Below are 19731 nucleotides of genomic sequence, written 5' to 3'. Positions count from 1 at the left end.
GTTGAGAGTGGCAAGGAGAATGTTCTCCTTGCCTTTGCCTTTTGCCGTCGACTACCTGTCGGAGTACGGCTCTGTTGCGGGCAGTTCCACGGTGATGCGTATCCCGCCGCCGGAACGCGGAGTAAGGGTGAGCGTCCCGTCGTGCGCGTCGGCGATGGTTTTGACGATCGCCAGGCCGAGACCGACTCCCGCGTGGTCGGTGCGTACGCGCTCGGTGCCGCGCTGAAACGGTTCGGTGAGCGTCGCGGCCAGCCCCGGGGTGACCTGCTCGCCGGTGTTCTCGACCGTGAGCACCACACTTTCGGGGCGGACGCTGGTGCTCACCCACACGATGCCCTGTTCCGGCAGATTGTGGACGATCGCGTTCTGCACGAGGTTCGTGGTCAGTTGCAGCAGGAGCGCGTGCGATCCGATCGTGGGGGTGATGTCGCCGCGGGTCTCGATCGTGACGCCGTGCTTTTCCGCGAGGGGCAGGAGCGTTTCGGTGGCTTCCTCCGCTATGAGGGACAGGTCGACTGGTTCTCGGGTGAAGGACCGCTGCTCGGCGCGGCTGAGCAGGAGCAAGGCCTCGGTCAGGTCGATCGCCCGGGTGTTGACTGCGTGGAGGCGGGCGATGAGTTCGCCGGTGTCGTGGTTCGGATCGGTGCGGGCCACGTCGAGAAGGGCCTTCGAGATCGCCAGCGGAGTGCGCAACTCGTGCGAGGCGTTGGCTGCGAATCTCTGCTGTCCGGCGACGTGTGCTTCGAGCCGAGCCAGCATGGTGTCGAAGGCGTCGGCGAGTTCGCGGAACTCATCCTTGCGGCCCGGTAGCCGGATTCGGTGGGAGAGCGATCCGGTCGAGGCCAGGCGGGCGGCGTCGGTGACGCGGGTCAGCGGGGCGAGCATCCGGCCGGCCAGGATCCACCCTCCCACGAGGCCAAACACCAGCAGGAACGCCAACACGGCGGCTGCCCTCGGAGCGAAAACGTGCAGGAGGCTGGACCGGACGGGAAAGACACCGGTCGTAGTGCTGCCCGCGGAGCCGGGGACGATGAGCGCACGGTCGGGGACGTAACGCAGCAGGAACACCCACACCGCCGCGAGCAGCAGGACGCCGGCCAGCATGAGGAATCCGGCGTAGCTGAGGGTGAGCTTGAGGCGAACGCTCAACCCGGGCGCTCTATCCACGACGCTCGCCTCTCTCGTGTCCGGGCTCGGGTTGCGCATCGATGCGGTAGCCGACGCCTGGCACGGTGGCGATGATCCAGGGTTCGCCGAGCCGCTTGCGCAGCGCCGAGACGGTGATGCGCACGGCGTTCGTGAAGGGGTCGGCGTTCTCGTCCCACGCACGTTCCAGGAGTGCTTCGGCGCTGACGACACCGCCTTCGGCGGCGACGAGGACTCCGAGTACGGCGAACTGTTTCCGGGTGAGCGCGACATAGCGGCCGTCCCGGTAGACCTCGCGGCGGAACGGATCGAGCCGCAGGCCTGCGATCTCTCGCACGGGTGGTCTGCTGTGAGCGCGCCTGCGGTCGAGTGCTCTGAGCCGGAGCGCGAGTTCCTGGAGTTCGAACGGCTTGGTGAGGTAGTCGTCGGCGCCGAGTTCGAACCCGGAGGCCTTGTCGTCGAGACGGTCCGCTGCGGTGAGCATGAGGATCGGCATGCCGGTGCCGGAGGCGACGATGCGTTTGGCGATCTCGTCGCCGGACGGTCCGGGGATGTCGCGGTCGAGGACGGCGATGTCGTAGCTGTTGACGCTCAGCAGTTCCAGAGCGGTGTCGCCGTCGCCTGCGAGGTCGGCCGCGATCGCTTGAAGGCGTAGGCCGTCGCGGATGGCCTCTGCCAGGTAGGGCTCGTCCTCGACGATCAACACGCGCATGGTCTCGATGCTACGAGCCGGCGCATATCGTCGGCGTATCGAAATTCCCATACGTGCCGACGACACCACGCTGCGTTGACTGGCGGCATGAACCACACACCGCCTTCAGCACGGACAACGAGCCGCTGGAAGATCGACGCCGGGACCTGGCGCGGGAGCATCCGCCGGGCGATCGGTTTCGGCTTCCGGCCGGGCCCGTGGAAGCGCGGCCGGGTGCTCGCGGCGCTGGCGCTGCTGCTGGGCCTGTTCATGCTGCTGCACGCGAGGATCCCGAACGGGTTCGGGTATCTCGGCAGCCTGGTGGAGACCTTCCTGCCGTGGTTCGGGGTGTTCATCCCGGTGCTGCTGGTCGGGGCGCTGTGGCGCCGTTCCGCTTCCGCGGTGGTCGCGCTACTGCTGCCGGTCGTGGTGTGGCTGAACCTCTTCGGCGGGCTGCTCGGCGACAAGTCCCACCCGGGCGGCAACCTCACCGTGGCCGAGCAGAACGTCAACGCCAACAACCCCGACCCGGCCGGCACCGCCCGCGACCTGGCCGCCTCCGGCGCGGACGTGCTGGCCCTGGTGGAGCTGACCCCGCAGGCCACGGGCACGTACGAGAAGGAGCTGGCGAAGGCGTACCCGTACCGGACGGTGCAGGGCACGGTCGGGCTGTGGAGCAAGCTGCCGCTGTCGGACACCCGACCGATCGACGTCATGGACTACGGACCGCTGGCGAACGCCGTCCCGGCCGACAGGAAGGTGGCCTCGAACCGGGCGCTTCGCACCACGGTGGCCACGGACCGCGGGCCGCTGACGGTGTATGTGGCCCATCTGGGGTCCGTACGGGTGAATCCGAGAGCGGGCTTCTGGACGGCCTCGCGGGACATAGGCGTGCAGGCGCTCGGCAAGGCCATCGCCGCCGATCCGAGCAAGCGGGTGGCACTGCTCGGCGACCTGAACGGCACCATGGACGACCGCGCGTTCGCCGACATCACCTCACAGATGCGCTCGGCCCAGGACGCGGCCGGGGACGGCTTCGGCTTCACCTGGCCGGCGACGTTCCCGATGGTGCGGATCGACCAGATCCTGGTCCGCGGCGCGGTGCCGGAGAGCTCGTGGGTGCTGCCGGCCACCGGCAGCGACCACCTGCCGGTGGCGGCCGGAATCAGCTGGTGATCACCGCGAAGAGTCGGCGACCAGACGCAGGCGATCCCGGCGCGACCTGCCCCTCGCGCCGAATGTGCCCGGATCAACCATGGAACACACCCGAGTTGACGCAGATCCGAGCATTCCGCGAACCGGAGAGCCGGACCGAGTCGGCAGTCCCTTCAGCGATCCTGTTCGCCTGCCGACGAGCCGGCCTCCAGCGATTGCTTCAGCGCGGCGAGCGTCACCGACATGCTCCGGCGGTTCCACTCCGCGCGGCCACCGGTGCGCAGCACGGTCTCCGTCGTCCAGGCGCTGACTCGGTCGCGGCGGTCCTGCCAGAACTGCTCCACCACCGTCACGCCGCCGTCCACGTCGCCCTGCGTGAGGCGGAATCCCCAGCGGGCAACCGGAATCGGCCCGAAGCTGACGTCCCAGGCGAAGGCACGCCCCGGCTCGGCCTCGACGACGCGGCAGACGGTGTTCCAGCGGATACCGCCCTTGCGGTTGCGGCCCTGGAACCGCGCGCCCAGCACGGGACCGGCCGGGCTGCCGCGCCAGGCGGCACCCGTGCACTCGGGGCTCCACTCACCCATCCGCGTCACATCGGCGACGGCGGCCCAGACGACGTCCGGCGCGACGGCGATCTCCGTCCGGACGGAGACGGATTCACGGCTGGCACTGGTCATACGACTTCTTCCTGAGGCGGGCTGACCCTGGCATCGCACCGCGCGCGGGCTCGCCGCGTCAACGTGCGCGTTATCACCAGGCTGCCATCGAACAACAGTAGTCTTCGGCCATGGCCCTGCGACCTGACGAGTTCTACGCTCACGCGCGTACCGCTGCCGATGATGAACGACGGCTCCCACTGGCCCGTATGACGGGGTGGGAGATCAGTCCGTTCGAGCCGGACGGCCTGCGCGTCGCACCGCTGCGCCCGCCGGTTCTGCCCGAACCGGCGCGGCACGGCGAGGACCCGTCGGACTGCAACGCGTGCCGCAGCCGGGACGAGGGCATCTGGCTCAACGACCGCTGGCGGCTCACCCGGATCACCGGAGTCGGCGTGCCACTGGCGCTGATGCTGCATCCACGCGATCACTTTGACCTGGCGGACCTGCCCGACGAACTGGCGGCCGAATTGGGGGTGCTCACCACTCACATCGCCCGCCATGTGCAAGCGCTGCCGCACATCTCGCGGGCCCACGTCTACCGCATCGGAGACGGTGGCGCCCATCTGCACATCTGGTTCTTCGCCCGTCCCGAGGGGCAAGCCCAACTGTACGGGTCGTGGATGGTCATCTGGGACGACTTGCTGCCGGAGTACCCGGCGGACGAGGCCGTGGCAGACGCCGCGATCGTGGCAGACGCGTTGGTCGCCTCCTACGGAGGCCGTCGGCCGGCCGTCAGCGAACTGCCGCACGCCTGATCCGGCCTCCATGGTTGATCGGTCGGCTGTCAGCGATGGCTGGGTCACGCCGGGGCGCTTCGTGGTAAGGACCGTGCTGTCAGGCCAACCCTGCCAGCTCCACGGCCTCCGCCGCCGTGCGCAGCGCGAGGATCCGCTCGTCGAGCGTGAAGCCGCCCGGGGCGAGGTTGACCGTCGTCACGCCGGCAGCCGCGTAGGCGGTGAGGCGGTCGGCGATGCGGGCGCGGGTGCCGACGAGGGTGGTGGAGTCGATGAGCTGCTGCGGGATCGCCGCTGCCGCGCCCGCCTTGTCGCCGGAGAGGTAGAGCTTCTGGACCTCCTCCGCCTCGGCCTCGTAGCCCATGCGGCCGGCGATGCGGTTGTAGAAGTTCTGCTCCTTGCTGCCCATGCCGCCTACGTACAGCGCGGTGTAGTGGCGGAAGATGTCCGCCGCCGCGGCCAGGTCCGCCTCGCTGTCGCTCGCGGCGACGGCGATCGGGACGTTGGGGGCCACGTCGAAGCCGTCCAGGGTCAGACCCGCCTTCTCGCGGCCCGTGCGGACCGGGCCGAGGGAGAGTTCGGCCTGCTCCGGAGCGAAGAAGATGCCGAGCCAGCCGTCGGCGATCTCGCCCGTCAGCTCCAGGTTCTTCGGGCCGATGGCGGCGATGTAGAGCGGGATGTGCTCGCGCACCGGGTGGATCGTCAGCTTGAGCGCCTTGCCGGGACCGCCCGGCAGCGGGAGGGTCCAGTTGGCGCCGTCGTGGGTGACCCGCTCGCGGGACATCGCCTTGCGGATGATCTCGACGTACTCGCGGGTGCGGGCGAGCGGCTTGTCGAACTTGACGCCGTACCAGCCCTCCGAGACCTGCGGTCCTGACACGCCGAGGCCGAGCCGGAACCGGCCGCCGGAGAGGGTGTCCAGGGTGGCGGCCGTCATCGCCGTCATCGTGGGGGTGCGGGCCGGGATCTGGAAGATCGCGGAGCCGACGTCGATGCGCTCGGTCTTGGCCGCCACGTAGGCGAGCACCGTCGCCGCGTCGGAGCCGTATGCCTCCGCCGCCCAGCACACGGAGTAGCCGAGGCGGTCGGCCTCCTGTGCGACAGCGATGTTGTCGGCGTCGTTGCCGAGCCCCCAGTAGCCGAGGTTGATCCCGAGTCGCACGGTGGTGCCTCCTTGGTGAAAGTCTGGCCCGACTCTAACCCCCGCGCTCGCGCGATGCTACTAGTCAGTAGGGCCCGTTCCGCCGCCCGGACACGCCGCCGTACGGGTGGTCCCCGATGCCCCCGGGGCAGCCCCGATCCGCGTAGGCTCGCCCCGCCACCATCAACGTATCCCGCGACCACGACGGAAGGCATCCGCACGTGCAACAGCGTCATCTGGGCCGCACCGGTCTTCGCGTGTCCCGACTCGGCCTGGGCACCATGACCTGGGGCCGGGACGTGGACGAGCACGACGCCGCCGACCAGCTCAAGGCCTTCGTGGACGCGGGCGGCACCCTCGTCGACACGGCGGACGTCTACGCCGACGGCGGCGCGGAGTACCTGCTCTCCCAGTTGATGGACAACCTGGTGCCGCGCGCCGAGTTGGTCATCGCGACGAAGGCCGGCAGCGTCCCCGACCGCGACCGTCGCTTCGACGGCTCACGCGGCCATCTGCTCCGGGCGCTCGACGCCTCGCTCGACCGGCTCGGCACCGACTACGTCGACCTGTGGCAGGTCCACGCCTACGACCCGGACACCCCGATGGAGGAGACCCTGCACGCGCTCGACCTCGCGGTCAGCAGCGGCCGGGCCCGGTACGCGGGCGTCAGCAACTACTGCGGCTGGCAGCTGGCCAAGGCCGCCACCTGGCAGCGGGCCGTGCCGGGGCGGACGCCGCTGGCCGGGACGCAGATGGAGTACTCGCTGCTCCAGCGCGGCATAGAGCGTGAGGTGCTGCCGGCCGCGCTGGACGCCGGGATCGGCGTGCTGGCCTCCTCGCCGCTGGGCCGCGGCGTGCTGACCGGCAAGTACCGGCACGGCACGCCGCCGGACTCGCGCGGCGCCTCGCCCTCCTTCGGCGCGTTCGTGCACCCGTACCTGGACGAGCGCGGCCGCCGCATCGTCGACGCGGTGGCCACCGCCGCGGACGGCCTGGCCAGCACGCCGTTGCAGGTCGCGCTGGCCTGGGTGCGGGACCGGGAGGGCGTCACCGCGCCCGTCGTCGGCGCGCGCACGGCCTCGCAGCTGCAGGCCGCGCTCGCGGTGGAGGCGCTGACGCTGCCCGAGGAGATCCGCGCCGCGCTGGACGACATCTCCGCGCCGGTGCACGTGTACCCGGACCAGAACTGGACCGCACTGTACTGAACCGCGCTGCACTGAGCCGCGCTGTACCGAGCCGTGCTGCGCCGAGGCCGGTTCTGTCAGTGGTGACCGATAGCGTTCTCGGGACAGGCAGGGTTCCCACCCGTTCCATCTCGTTCCATTCCGAAGGGCCGCCACCGATGACTGAGACCTCGAGCACCGTCAGCGCGAGCACCGTCACCGCGCAGCTCGCCGAGGCGATCCGCACGGCGGACGGCCAGGCGCAGGACCTGGACGCGCAGGCGCGCGACGCCGTCGCCGACGCGGCGGCCGTGCTGACCGAAGGCGGCGCACCCGCGCAGCTCGCGGGAGCCCTCGTCGCCGCGCTCGGCGAGCGCGCCGCGGAGGCCCTGCGGGAGGATCCGTGGGCCGTCCTCGCCCTGCCCGGCGTGCTGCCGGCCAACGCGGACGCGTTCGCGCGCGGTCTGCTGGGCGCGGACGCCGCGCCCGGAGACGCGCGGCGGGCGAACGCGCTGGTCCAGTGGCTGCTGGAGCGCGCGGCGCTGCACGGGCACACGGCCGTCGAGCTGGCCGAGATCCGCGCCGGGCTGGGCCGGGAGGGCGTGCCCGATCCGGACGAGGCGCTGCTCGCGGTGCTCACCGAGGGTGGGGTGATGACCTTCCAGGAGGAGGGCGACGACGAGGACGAGTCGGAGGAGGGCGCGGCCGGCCGCGTCCTGCTGGCTCTCGACCGCCTGGCCCTCGCGGAGGAGAGCGCGGCGGACGGCCTCATGCGCCTGACCGCGACCTTCCCGGGCCGGGAGGCAGCCGCAGGCGGCGCGGACGCCGAGGTCACCGACACGGCCGACGCGCCTGCGGCCCGTTCCGCGGCGACTCAGCGGCCCACGTGGGACGAGGTCGCCGAGGCCGCGCCGAACTCCTCGGCCGCCGCGCTGATCCGCGCGGTCGCGGACGCACCGCTGGTGCTGCACACGGGCGGCGAGACGGCGCGCAGCGAGCCGGCCGCCCTGCTCGACGCCGCGCAGCGGCTCGGCCTGCGTGCCGCGCTGACCGCCGCGCACGCCGACAGCGGCCGCCGTCTCGGTCCCGAGGCTCAACCCCTCGCCGCGCTGCTCGCCGCCGGCCCGCGTCAGGAGGACGGCACGCTCGCGCTCGACCTGCTGATCGTCTGCGACGCGCCCGTGCTCGACGTCGAGCTCGCCGCGACGCTCGTGGAGTCGCTGGCCGACGGTGCGCGGCTGGTGCTGAGCGGCGATCCGGGCGAGCTCTGGTCGCCGGGCCCCGGGCGGGTCTTCGCGGATCTGCTGGCGGCCAAGCCGGGGCCCGTCGTGGCCTCGCGGCAGCCGGACTTCGGTCCGATCGGCGAGCTCGTCTCCTGCATCGGGATCGGCGAGCTCGAGCCCGTCGACGCACCCGAGAAGGAGGTCGTCGTCGTCCAGGCCCGCGACGCGGCCGAGGCGGTGCACCGCGCCGTGCAGCTGGTGGGCGACTCCATCCCGCGCGCACTCGGCATCCCGGCCGAACAGGTCCGGGTGCTGGTCCCCGGCCACGCCGGGCCGTCGGGGACGCGCGCCGTGAACGCGGCGCTCAAGCAGCGACTCAACCCCGGCCCCGGCCAGTTCGGCGGCTTCGACGCGGGCGACGCGGTCGCGCACGCGCCCACGCCGGGCACGCTGCGCGAGGGCGTGGTCCGGGGAGCGGTCCCGGAGGGGCTGGAGATCGCCTTCGGCGCGGATGGCGAGACCGCCGTCGTCCCCCGTGAGTCGATCGGCGAACTGCGCCACGGCTGGGCTTTGACGGCCCACCAGGCGGCGGGCCGACGCTGGCCCGGTGTCGTCGTCATCGTTCCGGCTGACGCGGGTGCCGAGCTGAGCCGCCAGTGGCTCTACACGGCCTGCGGCCGCGGCGAACGCCACCTCTCCCTGGTCGACACCCTCGGCCCGGCCCTCCCCCAGCTCCTCGCCACCCACGCGGCCCGCCCGCGCACCACCCGCCTGCGCGCGATCCTCATGGGCGAATAGGGAACGATGGCCTCGCGGGGGAGTTGACCGAAGCCCGGCCGCACCTCCCCCGCCCGGATCAGCTCGGGTCGAGGACGCCGACCTCGGCCTCGTCCACGTCTTCGGTCTCGTCCTCGTCGTCCTCGTACTCCTCGACGACGTCGAAGCGGGAGATCAGCAGCTCCGGCTCGGCCACGTCGAAGGGCTCGGCCAGCCACTCACCCGGCTCGCCCTGGTCGGCGGCGACGACCCAGAGCGTGGAGTCGCCCTCCTCCAGGCCGAATTCGGCCGCGTGGCGGGCGACACGGTCCGGTTCGTAGTCGCCGAAGAGCGCGCGCAACGCCGCGGCGGTGGTGGGGCCGCCGACGGATTCGCGGAGCAGACGGGGGTTGGCGACGGCGTAGTCCCGACGGATCAGAACGCTGATCGCCGCGGGTTCGACGGTGTCGGGGAGCCCGCCGTCGCCGGGGTGGGGCACCTCGAACGGGGTGAACTCCTCGTAGACCTCATCGAGGAGTTCGTCGTAGACCTCCGCGGCGTCGGCGAGCGCCTCGTACGACTCGGCGACCGAAGGATCGCCGGCGCCCGCTCTCACCTCGACGGCGGCCAAATGCGCGTCGATCGCGGCCTTCACCGCGTCAGCCGCGCTACGTACCTGGGCGACCTGGGCTTCCGTGGGACGCACGACATCAGACATGCCTCGAACGCTATCCGTTCGCGGGCTCCCTGCGCACTGCTGTTATCGGGCTGGTAGCAAAATCGATCACATGAACCACCGGTCCGGCCCAGGTTCGGCCCCGTCCGCCCGGTCCGATTGCCGGGCCTACGCTCTGGGCAGTCTTCTGGGACAGCCCGCCGGGGCATCGTTCTTCAGGACCGGCCCGGCCCGGTCGTAGGCTTACCTGTGTTCATCCGCGGGAGGAGAGCTTTGACCCCACCCCCAAGCAAGATCACCCGTCAGTCCGAGTACGAGTTCCGCTCGCTGCTGCTGCCGCGCACCGTCTCCAGGAACGAGGCCCGCGCGCTGCTCACCGAGCAGGCGGAGTACGGCCACTGGGAGCTGGACCGACTCCGCCTCTACCCGGACGGACGGCGCAAGATCACGCTCAAACGACGGATCATCCGTCAGGTGCGCAGTCCGCTGAGCGCCTACTTGGACAGCTGACGCCGCGAGCGGCGGTACAGCAGCACGCCGCCGGCGGTGACGAGCGCGCCGATCGGCGCCAGGACCAGGGCCTCGTTGCCGCCACCGGTCTCGGCGAGCACCTCACCGCCGCCTCCGCCGGAGCTGCCGCCCGTCGAACCGCCGTTCGGCGGCGGCGGGCTGTGGTGCTGCCCGCCGGTGGACGAGACGGTCGGCGAGGACGAGGGACTGCCGCCCTGCGGCGGCGGGGGCTGCTCGCCGCCCGTGCTGCCACCGCCGGGACCACCCGTGCCGCCACCACTACTGCCGCCGCAACCCGGGCAGGAATGGGTGGGCGACGGAGTCGGGCTGCCGCCGGTGGTACCGCCGGAGCCGGAGCTGGAGCCCGAGCCGCTGTTCGAACAGTCGTTGCCGAAGGCGGGGTTTCCCGCACCGGCGGCGTTGACGGAGTTGCCGCACAGGTTGACCGGCACGTCGACCGGGACCTGCAGGCTGTTGCCCGAGCCTGCGCCCGGGGAGTTGCTGGTGCCGCCCTCGGCCGTACTGCCGCCGCTGCGACGGGAGTCGGAGTTGGCGCAGTGGTTGCCGTAGGCGGGGTTGAGCGCCCCGATCACGTTCACCGTGTTCCCGCAGGCGTTGACGGGCACCGAGACGGGCACCTGCACCGCATTGCCGGAGGCCACGCCCGGGGAGTCGCTCGCGGCGCCGGCAGCGCCCGAGCCGGCGTAGGCGAACCCCGCCGCATAACCCGCCGTGGAAGCCAAGACGCTCCCGGTCGCCATGACCGTGAGCAAACCGCGTTTGGCAGCTTGTCGCATGGTTTTGCCCTGCCCTCAGTCTGTCATCTCTGCGTACTGGTCCGTGCTGGTCACGTGCCCCCCGTACCACTCCCAACGAGAGTGCGAAGCGCGGGGCACGGTTGACTCGTGGAATGCCACGGCCCCGGGAGGAATGCAGCCTCCCGGGGCCGTGGTCGCCTCAGTCGTCCGGAATCATCCGGGACCGGCTCAGTTGTTCTCGCAGTGGTTGCCGAAAGCGGGGTTGAGCAGACCGATGACGCTGATGGTGTTGCCGCAGACGTTCACCGGGATGTGCACCGGAACCTGGATCACGTTGCCGGACAGCACCCCCGGGGAACCCCAGGCGGCGCCCTCGGCCTGGGCACCGCTGTGGGCACTGGCGACACCGGCACCGGCCAGGGCCAGACCACCGGCGGTGGCAACGACGGCGACGATCTTCTTGACCTGCATGGTCTCCTCCTTCTCCGTGGGAACAGCTCATTCGCTGAGCTGCATATGGGTGAACGAGGCTGCGGCAAATGGGGTACGTCGCCGCAGAAACTCTCACCCGTTGGAGTGAGGAATACGCACGCCTATACGAAGATGAGAAATTCCGCACTGCTCGATTCAGCACTGATCGATGAAGCGGTCGAGCACCCGCACGCCGAACTGGAGGGCGTCGACCGGAACGCGCTCGTCCACTCCGTGGAACATTCCGGCGAAATCCAGGTCCGCGGGCAGCCGCAGCGGCGCGAAACCGAAGCAGCGGATTCCGAGCTCGGAGAAGGACTTCGCGTCCGTGCCGCCCGAGAGCGTGTACGGGACGGCGCGGGCGATCGGGTCCTCGGCCTTCAGCGCCGCCTGCATCGCCGCCACCAGCGGGCCGTCGAAGTCGGTCTCCACCGCCTTGTCGGTGTGCACGTCCTCGCGGCGGACGCGCGGGCCGAGGACGGAGTCAAGCTCGGCCAGGAACTCCTCCTCGTAGCCGGGCAGGAAGCGCCCGTCCACATGCGCGGTGGCCTGGCCGGGGATGACGTTGACCTTGTAGCCGGCCCCGAGCATCGTCGGCTGGGCGGTGTTGCGCAGCGTCGCGCCGATCAGCTTCGCGATGCCGCCGAGCCGCTCCAGCGTGGTGTCCATGTCCTCCGGGTCCAGCTCGACGCCGAGCGCGTCGGAGAGCTCGTCCAGGAAGTGCCGCACGCCCTTGGTGATCCGCACCGGGAACTGGTGCCGCCCGAGCCTGGCCACCGCCTCGCACAGCTCGGTGATGGCGTTGTCCTTGTTGGTCATGGAGCCGTGGCCGGCGGTGCCGTCCACGGTGAGCCGCATCCAGTGCATGCCCTTCTCCGCGGTCTCGACCAGGTAGAGCCGCAGGTTCTCGTCGACCGTGAAGGAGAAGCCGCCGACCTCGCCGATCGCCTCGCTGACGCCGTCGAAGAGGCCGCGGTGCTTGTCGACCAGGTGGTGCGCGCCGTAGACGCCGCCCGCCTCCTCGTCGGCGAGGAAGGCGAGCACGATGTCGCGCGGGGGCTTGCGCCCGCTGCGCAGGCGGTCGCGGACGACGGCGAGCGTCATCGCGTCCATGTCCTTCATGTCCACCGCGCCGCGTCCCCAGACCATGCCGTCGGCGATCTCGCCGGCGAAGGGATGGTGGGTCCAATCGGCCGCATTGGCGGGGACGACGTCGGTGTGCCCGTGGATCAGCAGCGCCGGGCGGGAGGGGTCCTCGCCGGCGATGCGGGCGATGGTGCTGGCGCGGCCCTTGGCCGACTCGATGATCTGCGGCTCCAGGCCGAACTCCGCCAGCTTCTCGGCCACGTACTCCGCCGCCGCGCGCTCGCCGGGTCCCGACCCGTCGCCGTAGTTGCTGGTGTCGATCCGAATCAGGTCCCGGCACAGCTCGGCGACCTCCGCCTCGCCGAAACCGCCCGTCGGGTTGACGCCCACTGTCTCGCTCACGCTGCTCAGCCTCTCTCCCACGTCACGTCGGGCTCGCCTCCGGGCACTCCCGCCCCGCGGCCCCGGCCCATCCTCCCCCGGCCGCATGCCGCCACCCAAGAGCGCCGCGCATCGGCGCAGGTCCCCGCCTCGACGGCGGCCCGCCGGGCGTCCTCCGACGACCCGAAAACGCGGTTCGGAACCCTCGCTGATCTTTGCTATGGTTTACCTCGTCAGCGAGGCCGACAGGCCAGAGCGGACAGAGTCCGATGCGCGGGTGGCGGAATGGCAGACGCGCTAGCTTGAGGTGCTAGTGCCCTTCGGGGCGTGGGGGTTCAAGTCCCCCCTCGCGCACGCATCGGTTTCGCCGGCCCGGTTCATCCGGGTCGGCGATTCTGCATTCCGGCCAGACGGACCGGCGGGGCGGCAGCGGGGATGGGACGATCTGCGTATGGGCGAGGTGAACTCGCGGCCGGAGCCGACGGACGTCGTCGGCCCTGCTGACGATCTGCGGCTGCTGCGGCAGATTCTGGACCGGGCGATCGTGGGCGTCGCGGTGCTCGACACCGAGCTCCGCTACACCTACGTCAACGAGGCCCTGGCCCAGCTGAACGGCGTCGGTACGGCCCTGCACGTAGGCCGCAGGATCGCCGAGGTCGTGCCCGGCATCGACGTCGAGGCGGCCGAGGCCGAGCTGCGGGCCGTCCTCGCGGACGGCAAGCCCCGCCACCACACCGTCGAGGGCACCACCTCGGCCGACCCCTCCGGCGAGCCGCGCTGGTGGCACAACGCCTACAACCGGCTGGAGACGCCGTCGGGCGAGGTGCTGGGCGTCGTCGCCATGGTTCTGGAGATCACCGAGGACCGCCGGATCCAGCAGGCCCTGGACCGGGCCCGGACCAGGCTCGCGCTGCTGGACGAGGCCGCGACGCGGATCGGCACCACGCTGGACGTTCAGCTCACCTGCAAGGAGCTGACCCGGCTGCTGGTCCCCCGGCTGACCGACATCGCGGTGGTCGACGTGGTCGACGGCAGCGAGCGCCCGGAGCGGCCCGGCGACGGGCTGCGGCTGCGCCGGCTGGCCATGAGCACCACGCCCGCGCTGGTCAAGGCGGGCCGCGAGTTCGGCGCGCCCGGCTCCACGCACAGCCCGCAGCCGTCCTCGGCGGCGGCGCGCTGCCTGGCGGAGGAGCGTCCGGTGGTCTCGAACCTCCCCGCCGACGACCAGCTGGCCGCGGACGCCCCCGACGCGGAAAGGGTCTCCCGCTACCGCCGCCTCGGCATGCACTCGGCGCTGTGCGTGCCGTTGAAGGTGCGGGACGGCGTGATCGGGGTGGTGAATCTGGTGCGGGCGGGCGAGTCACCGCCGTTCTCGCAGGAGGACGTGGACCTGGTCGGCGAGCTGGCCCGGCGCGCGGCCAACAGCATCAACAACGCGCAGCGTTACGCGCACGAGCACGAGACCGCGCTGGTCCTGCAGCGCGCCCTGCTGTCGGAGCGGACCCGCCCGCACGGCGACGTCGAGTGCGCCGGCCGGTACCTGCCCGCCGGGACGACGGCGGAGGTGGGCGGCGACTGGTTCGACTCGATGGCCCTCCCTGGCGGCCGGACGCTGCTGGTCGTGGGTGACGTGATGGGTCACGGGCTGGAGGCGGCGGCCACGATGGGCGAGTACCGCTCGCTGATGCGGGCGCTGGCCTTCCAGGGCTGGGGACCGGAGAAGATCCTGAGCGAGGCTCAGCGCACGGTCGAGGCGCTGGGCCTGGACCGGGTCGCCACCTGCCTGGTCGCCGAGATCGACCCCGCGGCCGGGACGGTGACCCTGGCGGGCGCGGGCCACCTGCCGCCTCTCCTGTTGCGGCGCGGCCTGGGCGCGCAGTTCGTCGAGCTCCCCGGCGACCCACCGCTGGGCGCGGGCATCGGCCACTACCGCAGCACGACGCTGGCGCTCTCGCCCGGCTCGGTGCTGCTGCTGTACACGGACGGCTTGGTGGAACGCCGCGGCGAGGACATTGAGGTCTCTCTGGAGGGTCTGGCCGCGCTGGACCTGGACCCGGACGCACCGCTGGAGCGCTTGTTGGACACCGCGCTGACCGGCTTGGCCGCCGTGCGCGCGGAAGACGACGTGGCGCTGCTCGCCGCGCGACTGCGGCGGTAGCCGCCCGAGGCGTTCGAAATTCCTTCCGGAACGATGTAAGGCAACGGCAGGGTCAAAGCGTCGATGGGGTGAGGCAGGCCGAACCGACGAGGGGACCCACAGGGACATGGCGGAGAAGACAGCGGAGTATCTGGAGTTCTCCGCCGCGCGGGCGGGGGATCTCTACCGCTCCGCCTGCCTGCTCACCGGCGGCGACACCCATCTCGCCGAGGATCTCGTCCAGGAGACGCTGGCGCGGGTCTTCGTCCGCTGGCACACGGGTCCAGTTGTTCATGGAGGCCACGCGCACGTTGCTCGGTTCCAGCGGCACCGTGTCGACGCTCACGCCGGCGCTGACCCCGGACCAGCTCAAGGCCATGGCGCTGAGCCCGCTCTGGGCCACGGCAGCGGTCGGATAGCTTCAGGAGTGTTGAATAGGGACCCATGAGTGATCTTCACGTTCTCAAGGTGTTCTGCGGTCCCGGCGGCAACGCGGGGAATCTGCTCGGGGTGGTGCTGGACGGTGGGGCCCACCCCGAGCGGGCCGAGCGTCAGGCGCTGGCGATGGAGCTCCAGTTCTCCGAGACCGTGTTCGTCGATGACGCCGCCGAGGGGCGCGTGGACATCTACACGCCCGGCGCGCGGCTCCTCTTCGCCGGGCATCCGCTCGTCGGGACCGGGTGGCTGCTGCGGCGGGAAGGCTTCGTCGTGGAGACGCTGCGGCCGGAGGCCGGGGACGTGCCGGCGTGGGAGGCCGGGGAGTTCAGCTGGATCCGGGGCCGGGCCGCCTGGGCCGCCGGGCGGCGGACGAAGCAGTACGGGAGCGTCGCCGAGGTGGACGCGCTTGGCGTACCGCCGCTGGGGACGGGCTGGCTGTACGCCTGGGCGTGGGCGGACGAGGCGGCCGGCGGCGTGCGGACGCGCGGGTTCCCCGGGCGTGGGGACGGGATCGAGGAGGACGAAGCCACCGGCGCTGCCGCCGTCGTGCTCACCGAGGAACTCCAGCGGCCGCTGAACATCCGTCAGGGCGTCGGCTCGCAGATCCTGACCCGGCCCCGCCCGGACGGCGTCGTGGACGTGGGCGGCCGGGTCGTCGCGCACGAGGTGCGGACGCTGTAACGGGCCTACCGGCCGCCCAAGACCTCGGCGAACGCGTTCCTGTTCGCCGAGGGCTCGGCGCGGTCCCAGACGGCGAAGACCACCCGCTCGAAGGCCCCCGCGTAGTCGCCGCCCGGCGCGAGCCACACGGCGAAGGCCTCCGCCACCTCGCGCGGATCGTTGCGGAAGACCCCGCAGCCCCAGGCCCCGAGCACGAGTTGCCGAGCTCCCTCCTGGGCCGCCGCACCCAGCACGCGACCGGACCGGCGCGTCAGCGCCTCGCGGATGCGGGGGCCCGCGTCCGGCTCGCGGCGGAGCAGCGCGCCCGCGTTCGGGGCCGGGCAGGTGAGGAAGGAGACCGGGAACGGCCGGGCGAGCAGCTCGCCGCCCTCGCCCCGGTGGACGGGGACGTCCGGGGACCAGATCACCCGGTCGCTGTAGAGCAGGTCGTCACTGACCCGGTGCGCCTCGTAGTACTCGGGGGCCTGACGAAGACACGGATAGAGGAGAGCGTGGCGGCACAGGTCCTCCTCCTGGGCGCGGGCGCCGCCGAGGTAGCCGCCGCCGACGTTGCGCGCCGAGGCGAAGTTGAGCACCGCGACCCGGCCGCCGCCCGTGCCGACCAGCCGACGCGCCGCCGTCAGGCTCCCCTCGTCGGTGACCTCGAAGGCCGTGGTGGCCTCACCGCCACCGCCACCGCCACCTCCACCGCGCACCGTCAGCGGCTCGTCCGGTGCGACGCAGCGGGTGCCGGCGACTGCGGCGGCCAACGCCTCCGCGATCGGAACGCGCGTCCCGTCGGCGGCCGTGTATCCCCCGGCGACGACGATGGACCGGTTCTGCTCGGCGTAGGTGCGAAGTCGACTGCTCACGCCCCGGACGTTAGGGGCAGTCCGCACATCTGGTCGAGCGAATTGTCGGGCGCGCCCGGTAGCGTGGCGGCATGAGCGATCTGATCCTCGTGCGGCACGGCGAGACCGAGTGGAGCCTGTCCGGTCAGCACACCAGCTGGACCGAGAAGCCGCTCACCCCCGGCGGGGAGGCCCAGGCGCGGGCGCTCGCGCCGCTGTTGGGCGAGCACAAGATATGCCTCGCCCTGGTGAGTCCTATGGGCCGGGCCCAGGACACGGCCAAGCTGGCGGGGCTGGACGCGCGGGTCGATCCGGATCTGCAGGAGTGGGACTACGGCGGCTACGAGGGCATCACCACCCGCGAGATCCACCGCACCCGGCCCGGCTGGAACCTGTGGACCGACGGCGTCGCCCCCGGTCCTGAGGGGCATCCGGGCGAGTCGCCGGAGGAGGTCGGCATCCGCGCGGACCGGGTGATCGCCAAGGCGGAGGCCGCGCTGGCCAACGGAATGGGCGGCGATGTCGTGCTCGTCGCGCACGCGCACTTCCTCCGGGTGCTCACCGCGCGGCGGCTCGGCCTGCCGCCGTCCGGCGGCGCGCTGTTCCTGCTGGCGACGGGAACGATCAGCCGACTCAGCACCGAGCACGGCCGGCCCGTCATCGCGACCTGGAACGAACGGCCCCGCGGCTGAACCGGGAAGCTGACCGCCGTCGCTTCGCCTATGCTCGTGCCTGCTGGCAATCTGGACATTTGCCACAAACGCACCAAACGGCACGAGCAGGCGCAGCGAACGGAGACCGGATCCTTGGGCCGCGAGGACACCGCCTTCTTCGGCCACCCCAAGGGCCTGCTCACGCACCTCTCCCTCGCGCTGGCCAACGGCATCTCGGCGCAGACGGTCAAGCTCTACGGCACGCTCTCCGACCCGGTCTGCTTCGCCCTCAACGGCGGCGTGGTGGTCGTGGTCGCGCTCATCGTCATGGCGCTCGCCCCCTGGCTGCCCCGCACCATGTACCCCGTCCACTAGACGAGCCGTCGCCGTCCGCTAGGAGCCGCACCCGCCATGCGCTACCGCGAGGACCTGCCTTACCGCACGACAGTCGAGGACACCTGGATCCCCCTCCCCGACGGCACCCGCCTCTACGCCCGGATCTGGCGACCGGTCACCGAGGAGCCGGTGCCGGCGCTCCTGGAGTACCTGCCCTACCGGCTCACCGACTGGACCGCCCCCCGCGACGCCCAGCGGCACCCCTGGTACGCGGGCCACGGCTACGCCTCGGTCCGCGTCGACATTCGCGGGCACGGCAACTCCGAGGGCCTGCCCGGCGACGAGTACGACGCGACGGAGCTCGCCGACGGCGTCGCCGTGGTCGAGTGGCTGGCCGCGCAGCCGTGGTGCTCGGGCCGGGTGGGGATGTTCGGGATCTCCTGGGGCGGCTTCAACTCCCTTCAGATCGCCGCGCTCGCTCCCGAGGCGCTGCGCGCCGTGGTCACCGTCTGCTCCACCGACGACCGCTACGACAACGACGTCCACTACATGGGCGGCTCGGTCCTCGCCGTCGACATGCACGCCTGGGCGGCGACCATGCTGGCCTTCGTCAGCCGGCCGCCGGACCCGAAGTTCGTCGGCGACCGCTGGCGCGAGCTGTGGCTGGATCGACTGGAGCACGTCGCCCCCTTCATCCACACCTGGCTGGCCCACCAGGCGCGGGACGACTACTGGCGGCACGGCAGCGTCTGCGAGGACTATTCGGCGATCACGGCCCCGGTGCTGGCGGTCGGCGGCTGGGCCGACCCCTACCGGGACACCGTGCTGCGGCTGGTCGAGCACCTGCACGCCCCCGTCCGCGGCATCCTCGGGCCCTGGTCGCACCAGTACCCGGACCGCGGGCTGCCGCCCGGACCGGCCATCGGCTTCCTCCAGGAGACGCTGCGCTGGTGGGACCACTGGCTCAAGGACGTCGACAACGGCGTCATGGACGAGCCGCTGCTGCGCGCCTGGATCAACGAGTCCGCCCCGCCCGCGACCAGCTACCCCGTCCGCGAGGGCCGCTGGGTCGCGGCGGACAAGTGGCCCGCGCCGGAGGTCGAACTGACGCGGTACCGGCTCGACGGCACCATGAAGCACTCCGAGCCCGGTCCGGTCCAGGTCGTCTCGCCGCAGCAGACCGGCGTCGACGCGGCCCGCTTCTTCCCCTTCGGCAACGACACCGACCTGCCGCCTGACCAGCGCGAGGAGGACGGGCGCTCGGTCTGCTTCGACACGGCCGCGCTCGGCCACCGCGTGGAGATCCTGGGGCGCGCCAGGGTCAGGCTCCGGCTGACCTGCCCGTCCCGGCGCGGCCAGGTCATCGCCCGGCTCTGCGACGTCGCCCCGGACGGCTCCTCGACGCTGGTCACCCGCGGCGTGCTCAACCTGCTCAGCCGCGAGGGCCGGGACCGCACGGTCGAATGGACGCCGGGCGGGACCGAGGACGTCGAGTTCGAGCTGTGGGGCGTCGGCCACGCCTTCCCGCCCGGCCACCGGATCCGGCTGGCGCTCTCCTCCGCGTACTGGCCGTGGGTCTGGCCGCACCCGGACGCCCGCGGCTTCACGGTCACCCCGGGCGCGAGCACGCTGGAACTGCCGGTCCGCGACGCATCCCACGACCGCGGCCGCCCCCCGATCCGCTTCGAGGAGCCGGAGCAGACGCCGCCGCTCGGCGTGGTCTTCGCCGACCTGGCGACGCTGGGTCCGGAGCGGGTGGTGCGCAGGGATGTGGGCAGTGGCGAGTGGCTCCTGGAGGTCGACCCGCGCTACGGCGGATCGCGCACCTATCCGGACGGTCTGCTCTTCCGCGAGGACGCGGTGGAGCGCTACGCGATCCGCGAGGACGACCCGGTCAGCGCGCGCACGCAGTCGGAGTGGACGGTCGGCCTGGCCCGCCCGGAGCTCGGCTGGGAGGTCGAGGTGCGCACCCGCTCGGAGATCCGCACCGACGGCGCCGATTTCCTGACGGACAACCAGGTCACGGCCACCGAGCACGGCCGGGTCGTCTTCGAACGCTCCTGGCAACGGCGCATCCCGCGCACGCACGGTTAGGAGGGTGCT

The 19731-nt window shown here is 71.9% G+C and carries 20 protein-coding genes, 1 tRNA gene and 1 pseudogene; 13 read left to right on the top strand and 9 right to left on the bottom strand.

What is annotated here, in order from left to right:
* Window positions 1–51: 51 nt before the first annotated feature.
* A complete protein-coding gene (locus tag ABIA32_RS11755; protein ID WP_370094124.1) occupies window positions 52–1167 on the bottom strand; it encodes a sensor histidine kinase in 1116 nt (371 codons plus the stop codon).
* Window positions 1160–1858, bottom strand: a complete 699-nt coding sequence (gene vanR-Sc / locus ABIA32_RS11750; protein WP_370093977.1) for a VanSc-type vancomycin resistance response regulator transcription factor VanR — start codon at window positions 1856–1858, stop codon at window positions 1160–1162. Before vanR-Sc ends, ABIA32_RS11755 begins: the two co-directional genes overlap by 8 nt.
* Before the next feature lie 87 nt (window positions 1859–1945).
* Between vanR-Sc and ABIA32_RS11745 the strand changes: the two genes are divergently transcribed.
* The gene (locus ABIA32_RS11745; protein ID WP_370093976.1) at window positions 1946–3013 is read left to right on the top strand and encodes an endonuclease/exonuclease/phosphatase family protein; all 1068 of its coding nucleotides are present in this window, start codon (window positions 1946–1948) and stop codon (window positions 3011–3013) included.
* A 152-nt stretch (window positions 3014–3165) separates the two neighbouring features.
* Here the strand turns inward: ABIA32_RS11745 and ABIA32_RS11740 are convergent, their stop codons facing one another.
* Window positions 3166–3672, bottom strand: a complete 507-nt coding sequence (locus tag ABIA32_RS11740) for an SRPBCC family protein (RefSeq protein ID WP_370093975.1) — start codon at window positions 3670–3672, stop codon at window positions 3166–3168.
* A 110-nt stretch (window positions 3673–3782) separates the two neighbouring features.
* On the opposite strand from ABIA32_RS11740, the gene ABIA32_RS11735 reads away from it, so the two are divergent.
* A complete protein-coding gene (locus ABIA32_RS11735) occupies window positions 3783–4409 on the top strand; it encodes a hypothetical protein (RefSeq protein ID WP_370093974.1) in 627 nt (208 codons plus the stop codon).
* A gap of 79 nt (window positions 4410–4488) precedes the next feature.
* Here the strand turns inward: ABIA32_RS11735 and ABIA32_RS11730 are convergent, their stop codons facing one another.
* Window positions 4489–5550 (bottom strand): LLM class F420-dependent oxidoreductase, encoded by a 1062-nt coding sequence (locus ABIA32_RS11730; RefSeq protein ID WP_370093973.1) that lies wholly within the window; start codon window positions 5548–5550, stop codon window positions 4489–4491.
* 200 nt (window positions 5551–5750) lie between these two features.
* On the opposite strand from ABIA32_RS11730, the gene ABIA32_RS11725 reads away from it, so the two are divergent.
* Together ABIA32_RS11725 and ABIA32_RS11720 are read left to right on the top strand one after the other, a co-directional pair.
* Window positions 5751–6734 carry an aldo/keto reductase gene (locus tag ABIA32_RS11725; RefSeq protein ID WP_370093972.1) on the top strand — a complete coding sequence of 328 codons (984 nt, stop codon included), beginning with the start codon at window positions 5751–5753 and terminating at the stop codon, window positions 6732–6734.
* A gap of 137 nt (window positions 6735–6871) precedes the next feature.
* Window positions 6872–8713, top strand: coding sequence for a helix-hairpin-helix domain-containing protein (locus ABIA32_RS11720; protein ID WP_370093971.1), 1842 nt, complete (start codon window positions 6872–6874; stop codon window positions 8711–8713).
* 58 nt (window positions 8714–8771) lie between these two features.
* Here the strand turns inward: ABIA32_RS11720 and ABIA32_RS11715 are convergent, their stop codons facing one another.
* On the bottom strand, window positions 8772–9389 hold the full coding sequence (locus ABIA32_RS11715; protein WP_370093970.1) for a hypothetical protein: 618 nt from the start codon (window positions 9387–9389) through the stop codon (window positions 8772–8774).
* 231 nt (window positions 9390–9620) lie between these two features.
* Between ABIA32_RS11715 and ABIA32_RS11710 the strand changes: the two genes are divergently transcribed.
* Window positions 9621–9857 (top strand): DUF5703 family protein, encoded by a 237-nt coding sequence (locus ABIA32_RS11710; RefSeq protein ID WP_370093969.1) that lies wholly within the window; start codon window positions 9621–9623, stop codon window positions 9855–9857.
* On the opposite strand, the gene ABIA32_RS11705 is transcribed toward ABIA32_RS11710, so the two are convergent.
* The 3 genes from ABIA32_RS11705 to ABIA32_RS11695 all read right to left on the bottom strand — a co-directional run bounded on the left by ABIA32_RS11705 (window position 9842) and on the right by ABIA32_RS11695 (window position 12574).
* Window positions 9842–10618, bottom strand: coding sequence for a chaplin (locus ABIA32_RS11705; protein ID WP_370093968.1), 777 nt, complete (start codon window positions 10616–10618; stop codon window positions 9842–9844). The genes ABIA32_RS11710 and ABIA32_RS11705 overlap by 16 nt on opposite strands.
* A 225-nt stretch (window positions 10619–10843) precedes the next feature.
* Window positions 10844–11086: a chaplin gene (locus ABIA32_RS11700; protein WP_370093967.1), complete on the bottom strand. Its 243-nt coding sequence runs from the start codon at window positions 11084–11086 to the stop codon at window positions 10844–10846.
* 156 nt (window positions 11087–11242) lie between these two features.
* Window positions 11243–12574 carry a M20/M25/M40 family metallo-hydrolase gene (locus ABIA32_RS11695; protein WP_370093966.1) on the bottom strand — a complete coding sequence of 444 codons (1332 nt, stop codon included), beginning with the start codon at window positions 12572–12574 and terminating at the stop codon, window positions 11243–11245.
* A 250-nt stretch (window positions 12575–12824) separates the two neighbouring features.
* Here ABIA32_RS11695 and ABIA32_RS11690 point away from each other — a divergent pair.
* From ABIA32_RS11690 to ABIA32_RS11670, 5 genes and pseudogenes are all read left to right on the top strand, one after another.
* Window positions 12825–12907 (top strand) — tRNA-Leu (locus ABIA32_RS11690).
* 97 nt (window positions 12908–13004) lie between these two features.
* Complete coding sequence (locus tag ABIA32_RS11685; RefSeq protein WP_370093965.1) at window positions 13005–14711, top strand: SpoIIE family protein phosphatase; 1707 nt, start codon at window positions 13005–13007, stop codon at window positions 14709–14711.
* 106 nt (window positions 14712–14817) lie between these two features.
* Window positions 14818–14964 (top strand): annotated as a pseudogene (locus tag ABIA32_RS11680) (SigE family RNA polymerase sigma factor); the annotation flags it as partial.
* Between the two features lie 19 nt (window positions 14965–14983).
* Window positions 14984–15109 (top strand): hypothetical protein, encoded by a 126-nt coding sequence (locus ABIA32_RS11675; RefSeq protein WP_370094131.1) that lies wholly within the window; start codon window positions 14984–14986, stop codon window positions 15107–15109.
* A gap of 25 nt (window positions 15110–15134) precedes the next feature.
* Window positions 15135–15809: a PhzF family phenazine biosynthesis protein gene (locus ABIA32_RS11670; RefSeq protein WP_370093964.1), complete on the top strand. Its 675-nt coding sequence runs from the start codon at window positions 15135–15137 to the stop codon at window positions 15807–15809.
* Window positions 15810–15814: 5 nt separating this feature from the next.
* Here ABIA32_RS11670 and ABIA32_RS11665 read toward each other — a convergent pair whose 3' ends face one another.
* Window positions 15815–16660 carry a TIGR02452 family protein gene (locus ABIA32_RS11665; RefSeq protein ID WP_370093963.1) on the bottom strand — a complete coding sequence of 282 codons (846 nt, stop codon included), beginning with the start codon at window positions 16658–16660 and terminating at the stop codon, window positions 15815–15817.
* Between the two features lie 71 nt (window positions 16661–16731).
* Between ABIA32_RS11665 and ABIA32_RS11660 the strand changes: the two genes are divergently transcribed.
* The 3 genes from ABIA32_RS11660 (at window position 16732) to ABIA32_RS11650 (ending at window position 19722) form a co-directional block, all read left to right on the top strand.
* Window positions 16732–17331 (top strand): histidine phosphatase family protein, encoded by a 600-nt coding sequence (locus tag ABIA32_RS11660; protein ID WP_370093962.1) that lies wholly within the window; start codon window positions 16732–16734, stop codon window positions 17329–17331.
* A gap of 114 nt (window positions 17332–17445) precedes the next feature.
* Complete coding sequence (locus ABIA32_RS11655) at window positions 17446–17667, top strand: hypothetical protein (RefSeq protein WP_370093961.1); 222 nt, start codon at window positions 17446–17448, stop codon at window positions 17665–17667.
* A 36-nt stretch (window positions 17668–17703) separates the two neighbouring features.
* The gene (locus ABIA32_RS11650) at window positions 17704–19722 is read left to right on the top strand and encodes a CocE/NonD family hydrolase (protein WP_370093960.1); all 2019 of its coding nucleotides are present in this window, start codon (window positions 17704–17706) and stop codon (window positions 19720–19722) included.
* Window positions 19723–19731: the final 9 nt, after the last annotated feature.

Source organism: Streptacidiphilus sp. MAP12-20, from assembly GCF_041262525.1.
Taxonomy (GTDB): Bacteria; Actinomycetota; Actinomycetes; order Streptomycetales; family Streptomycetaceae; genus Streptacidiphilus.
Note: the sequence above shows the minus strand (reverse complement) of the source record. Positions and strands in the feature narration are given on the sequence as shown.

Bases quoted from the DNA above. Each gene is read 5' to 3' on its own strand.
- vanR-Sc (WP_370093977.1), bottom strand. From the start codon at position 1,858: ATGCGCGTGTTGATCGTCGAGGACGAGCCCTACCTGGCAGAGGCCATC.
- ABIA32_RS11745 (WP_370093976.1), top strand. From the start codon at position 1,946: ATGAACCACACACCGCCTTCAGCACGGACAACGAGCCGCTGGAAGATC.
- ABIA32_RS11740 (WP_370093975.1), bottom strand. From the start codon at position 3,672: ATGACCAGTGCCAGCCGTGAATCCGTCTCCGTCCGGACGGAGATCGCC.
- ABIA32_RS11735 (WP_370093974.1), top strand. From the start codon at position 3,783: ATGGCCCTGCGACCTGACGAGTTCTACGCTCACGCGCGTACCGCTGCC.
- ABIA32_RS11720 (WP_370093971.1), top strand. From the start codon at position 6,872: ATGACTGAGACCTCGAGCACCGTCAGCGCGAGCACCGTCACCGCGCAG.
- ABIA32_RS11715 (WP_370093970.1), bottom strand. From the start codon at position 9,389: ATGTCTGATGTCGTGCGTCCCACGGAAGCCCAGGTCGCCCAGGTACGT.
- ABIA32_RS11705 (WP_370093968.1), bottom strand. From the start codon at position 10,618: ATGGCGACCGGGAGCGTCTTGGCTTCCACGGCGGGTTATGCGGCGGGG.
- ABIA32_RS11700 (WP_370093967.1), bottom strand. From the start codon at position 11,086: ATGCAGGTCAAGAAGATCGTCGCCGTCGTTGCCACCGCCGGTGGTCTG.
- ABIA32_RS11685 (WP_370093965.1), top strand. From the start codon at position 13,005: ATGGGCGAGGTGAACTCGCGGCCGGAGCCGACGGACGTCGTCGGCCCT.
- ABIA32_RS11675 (WP_370094131.1), top strand. From the start codon at position 14,984: ATGGAGGCCACGCGCACGTTGCTCGGTTCCAGCGGCACCGTGTCGACG.
- ABIA32_RS11670 (WP_370093964.1), top strand. From the start codon at position 15,135: ATGAGTGATCTTCACGTTCTCAAGGTGTTCTGCGGTCCCGGCGGCAAC.
- ABIA32_RS11660 (WP_370093962.1), top strand. From the start codon at position 16,732: ATGAGCGATCTGATCCTCGTGCGGCACGGCGAGACCGAGTGGAGCCTG.
- ABIA32_RS11650 (WP_370093960.1), top strand. From the start codon at position 17,704: ATGCGCTACCGCGAGGACCTGCCTTACCGCACGACAGTCGAGGACACC.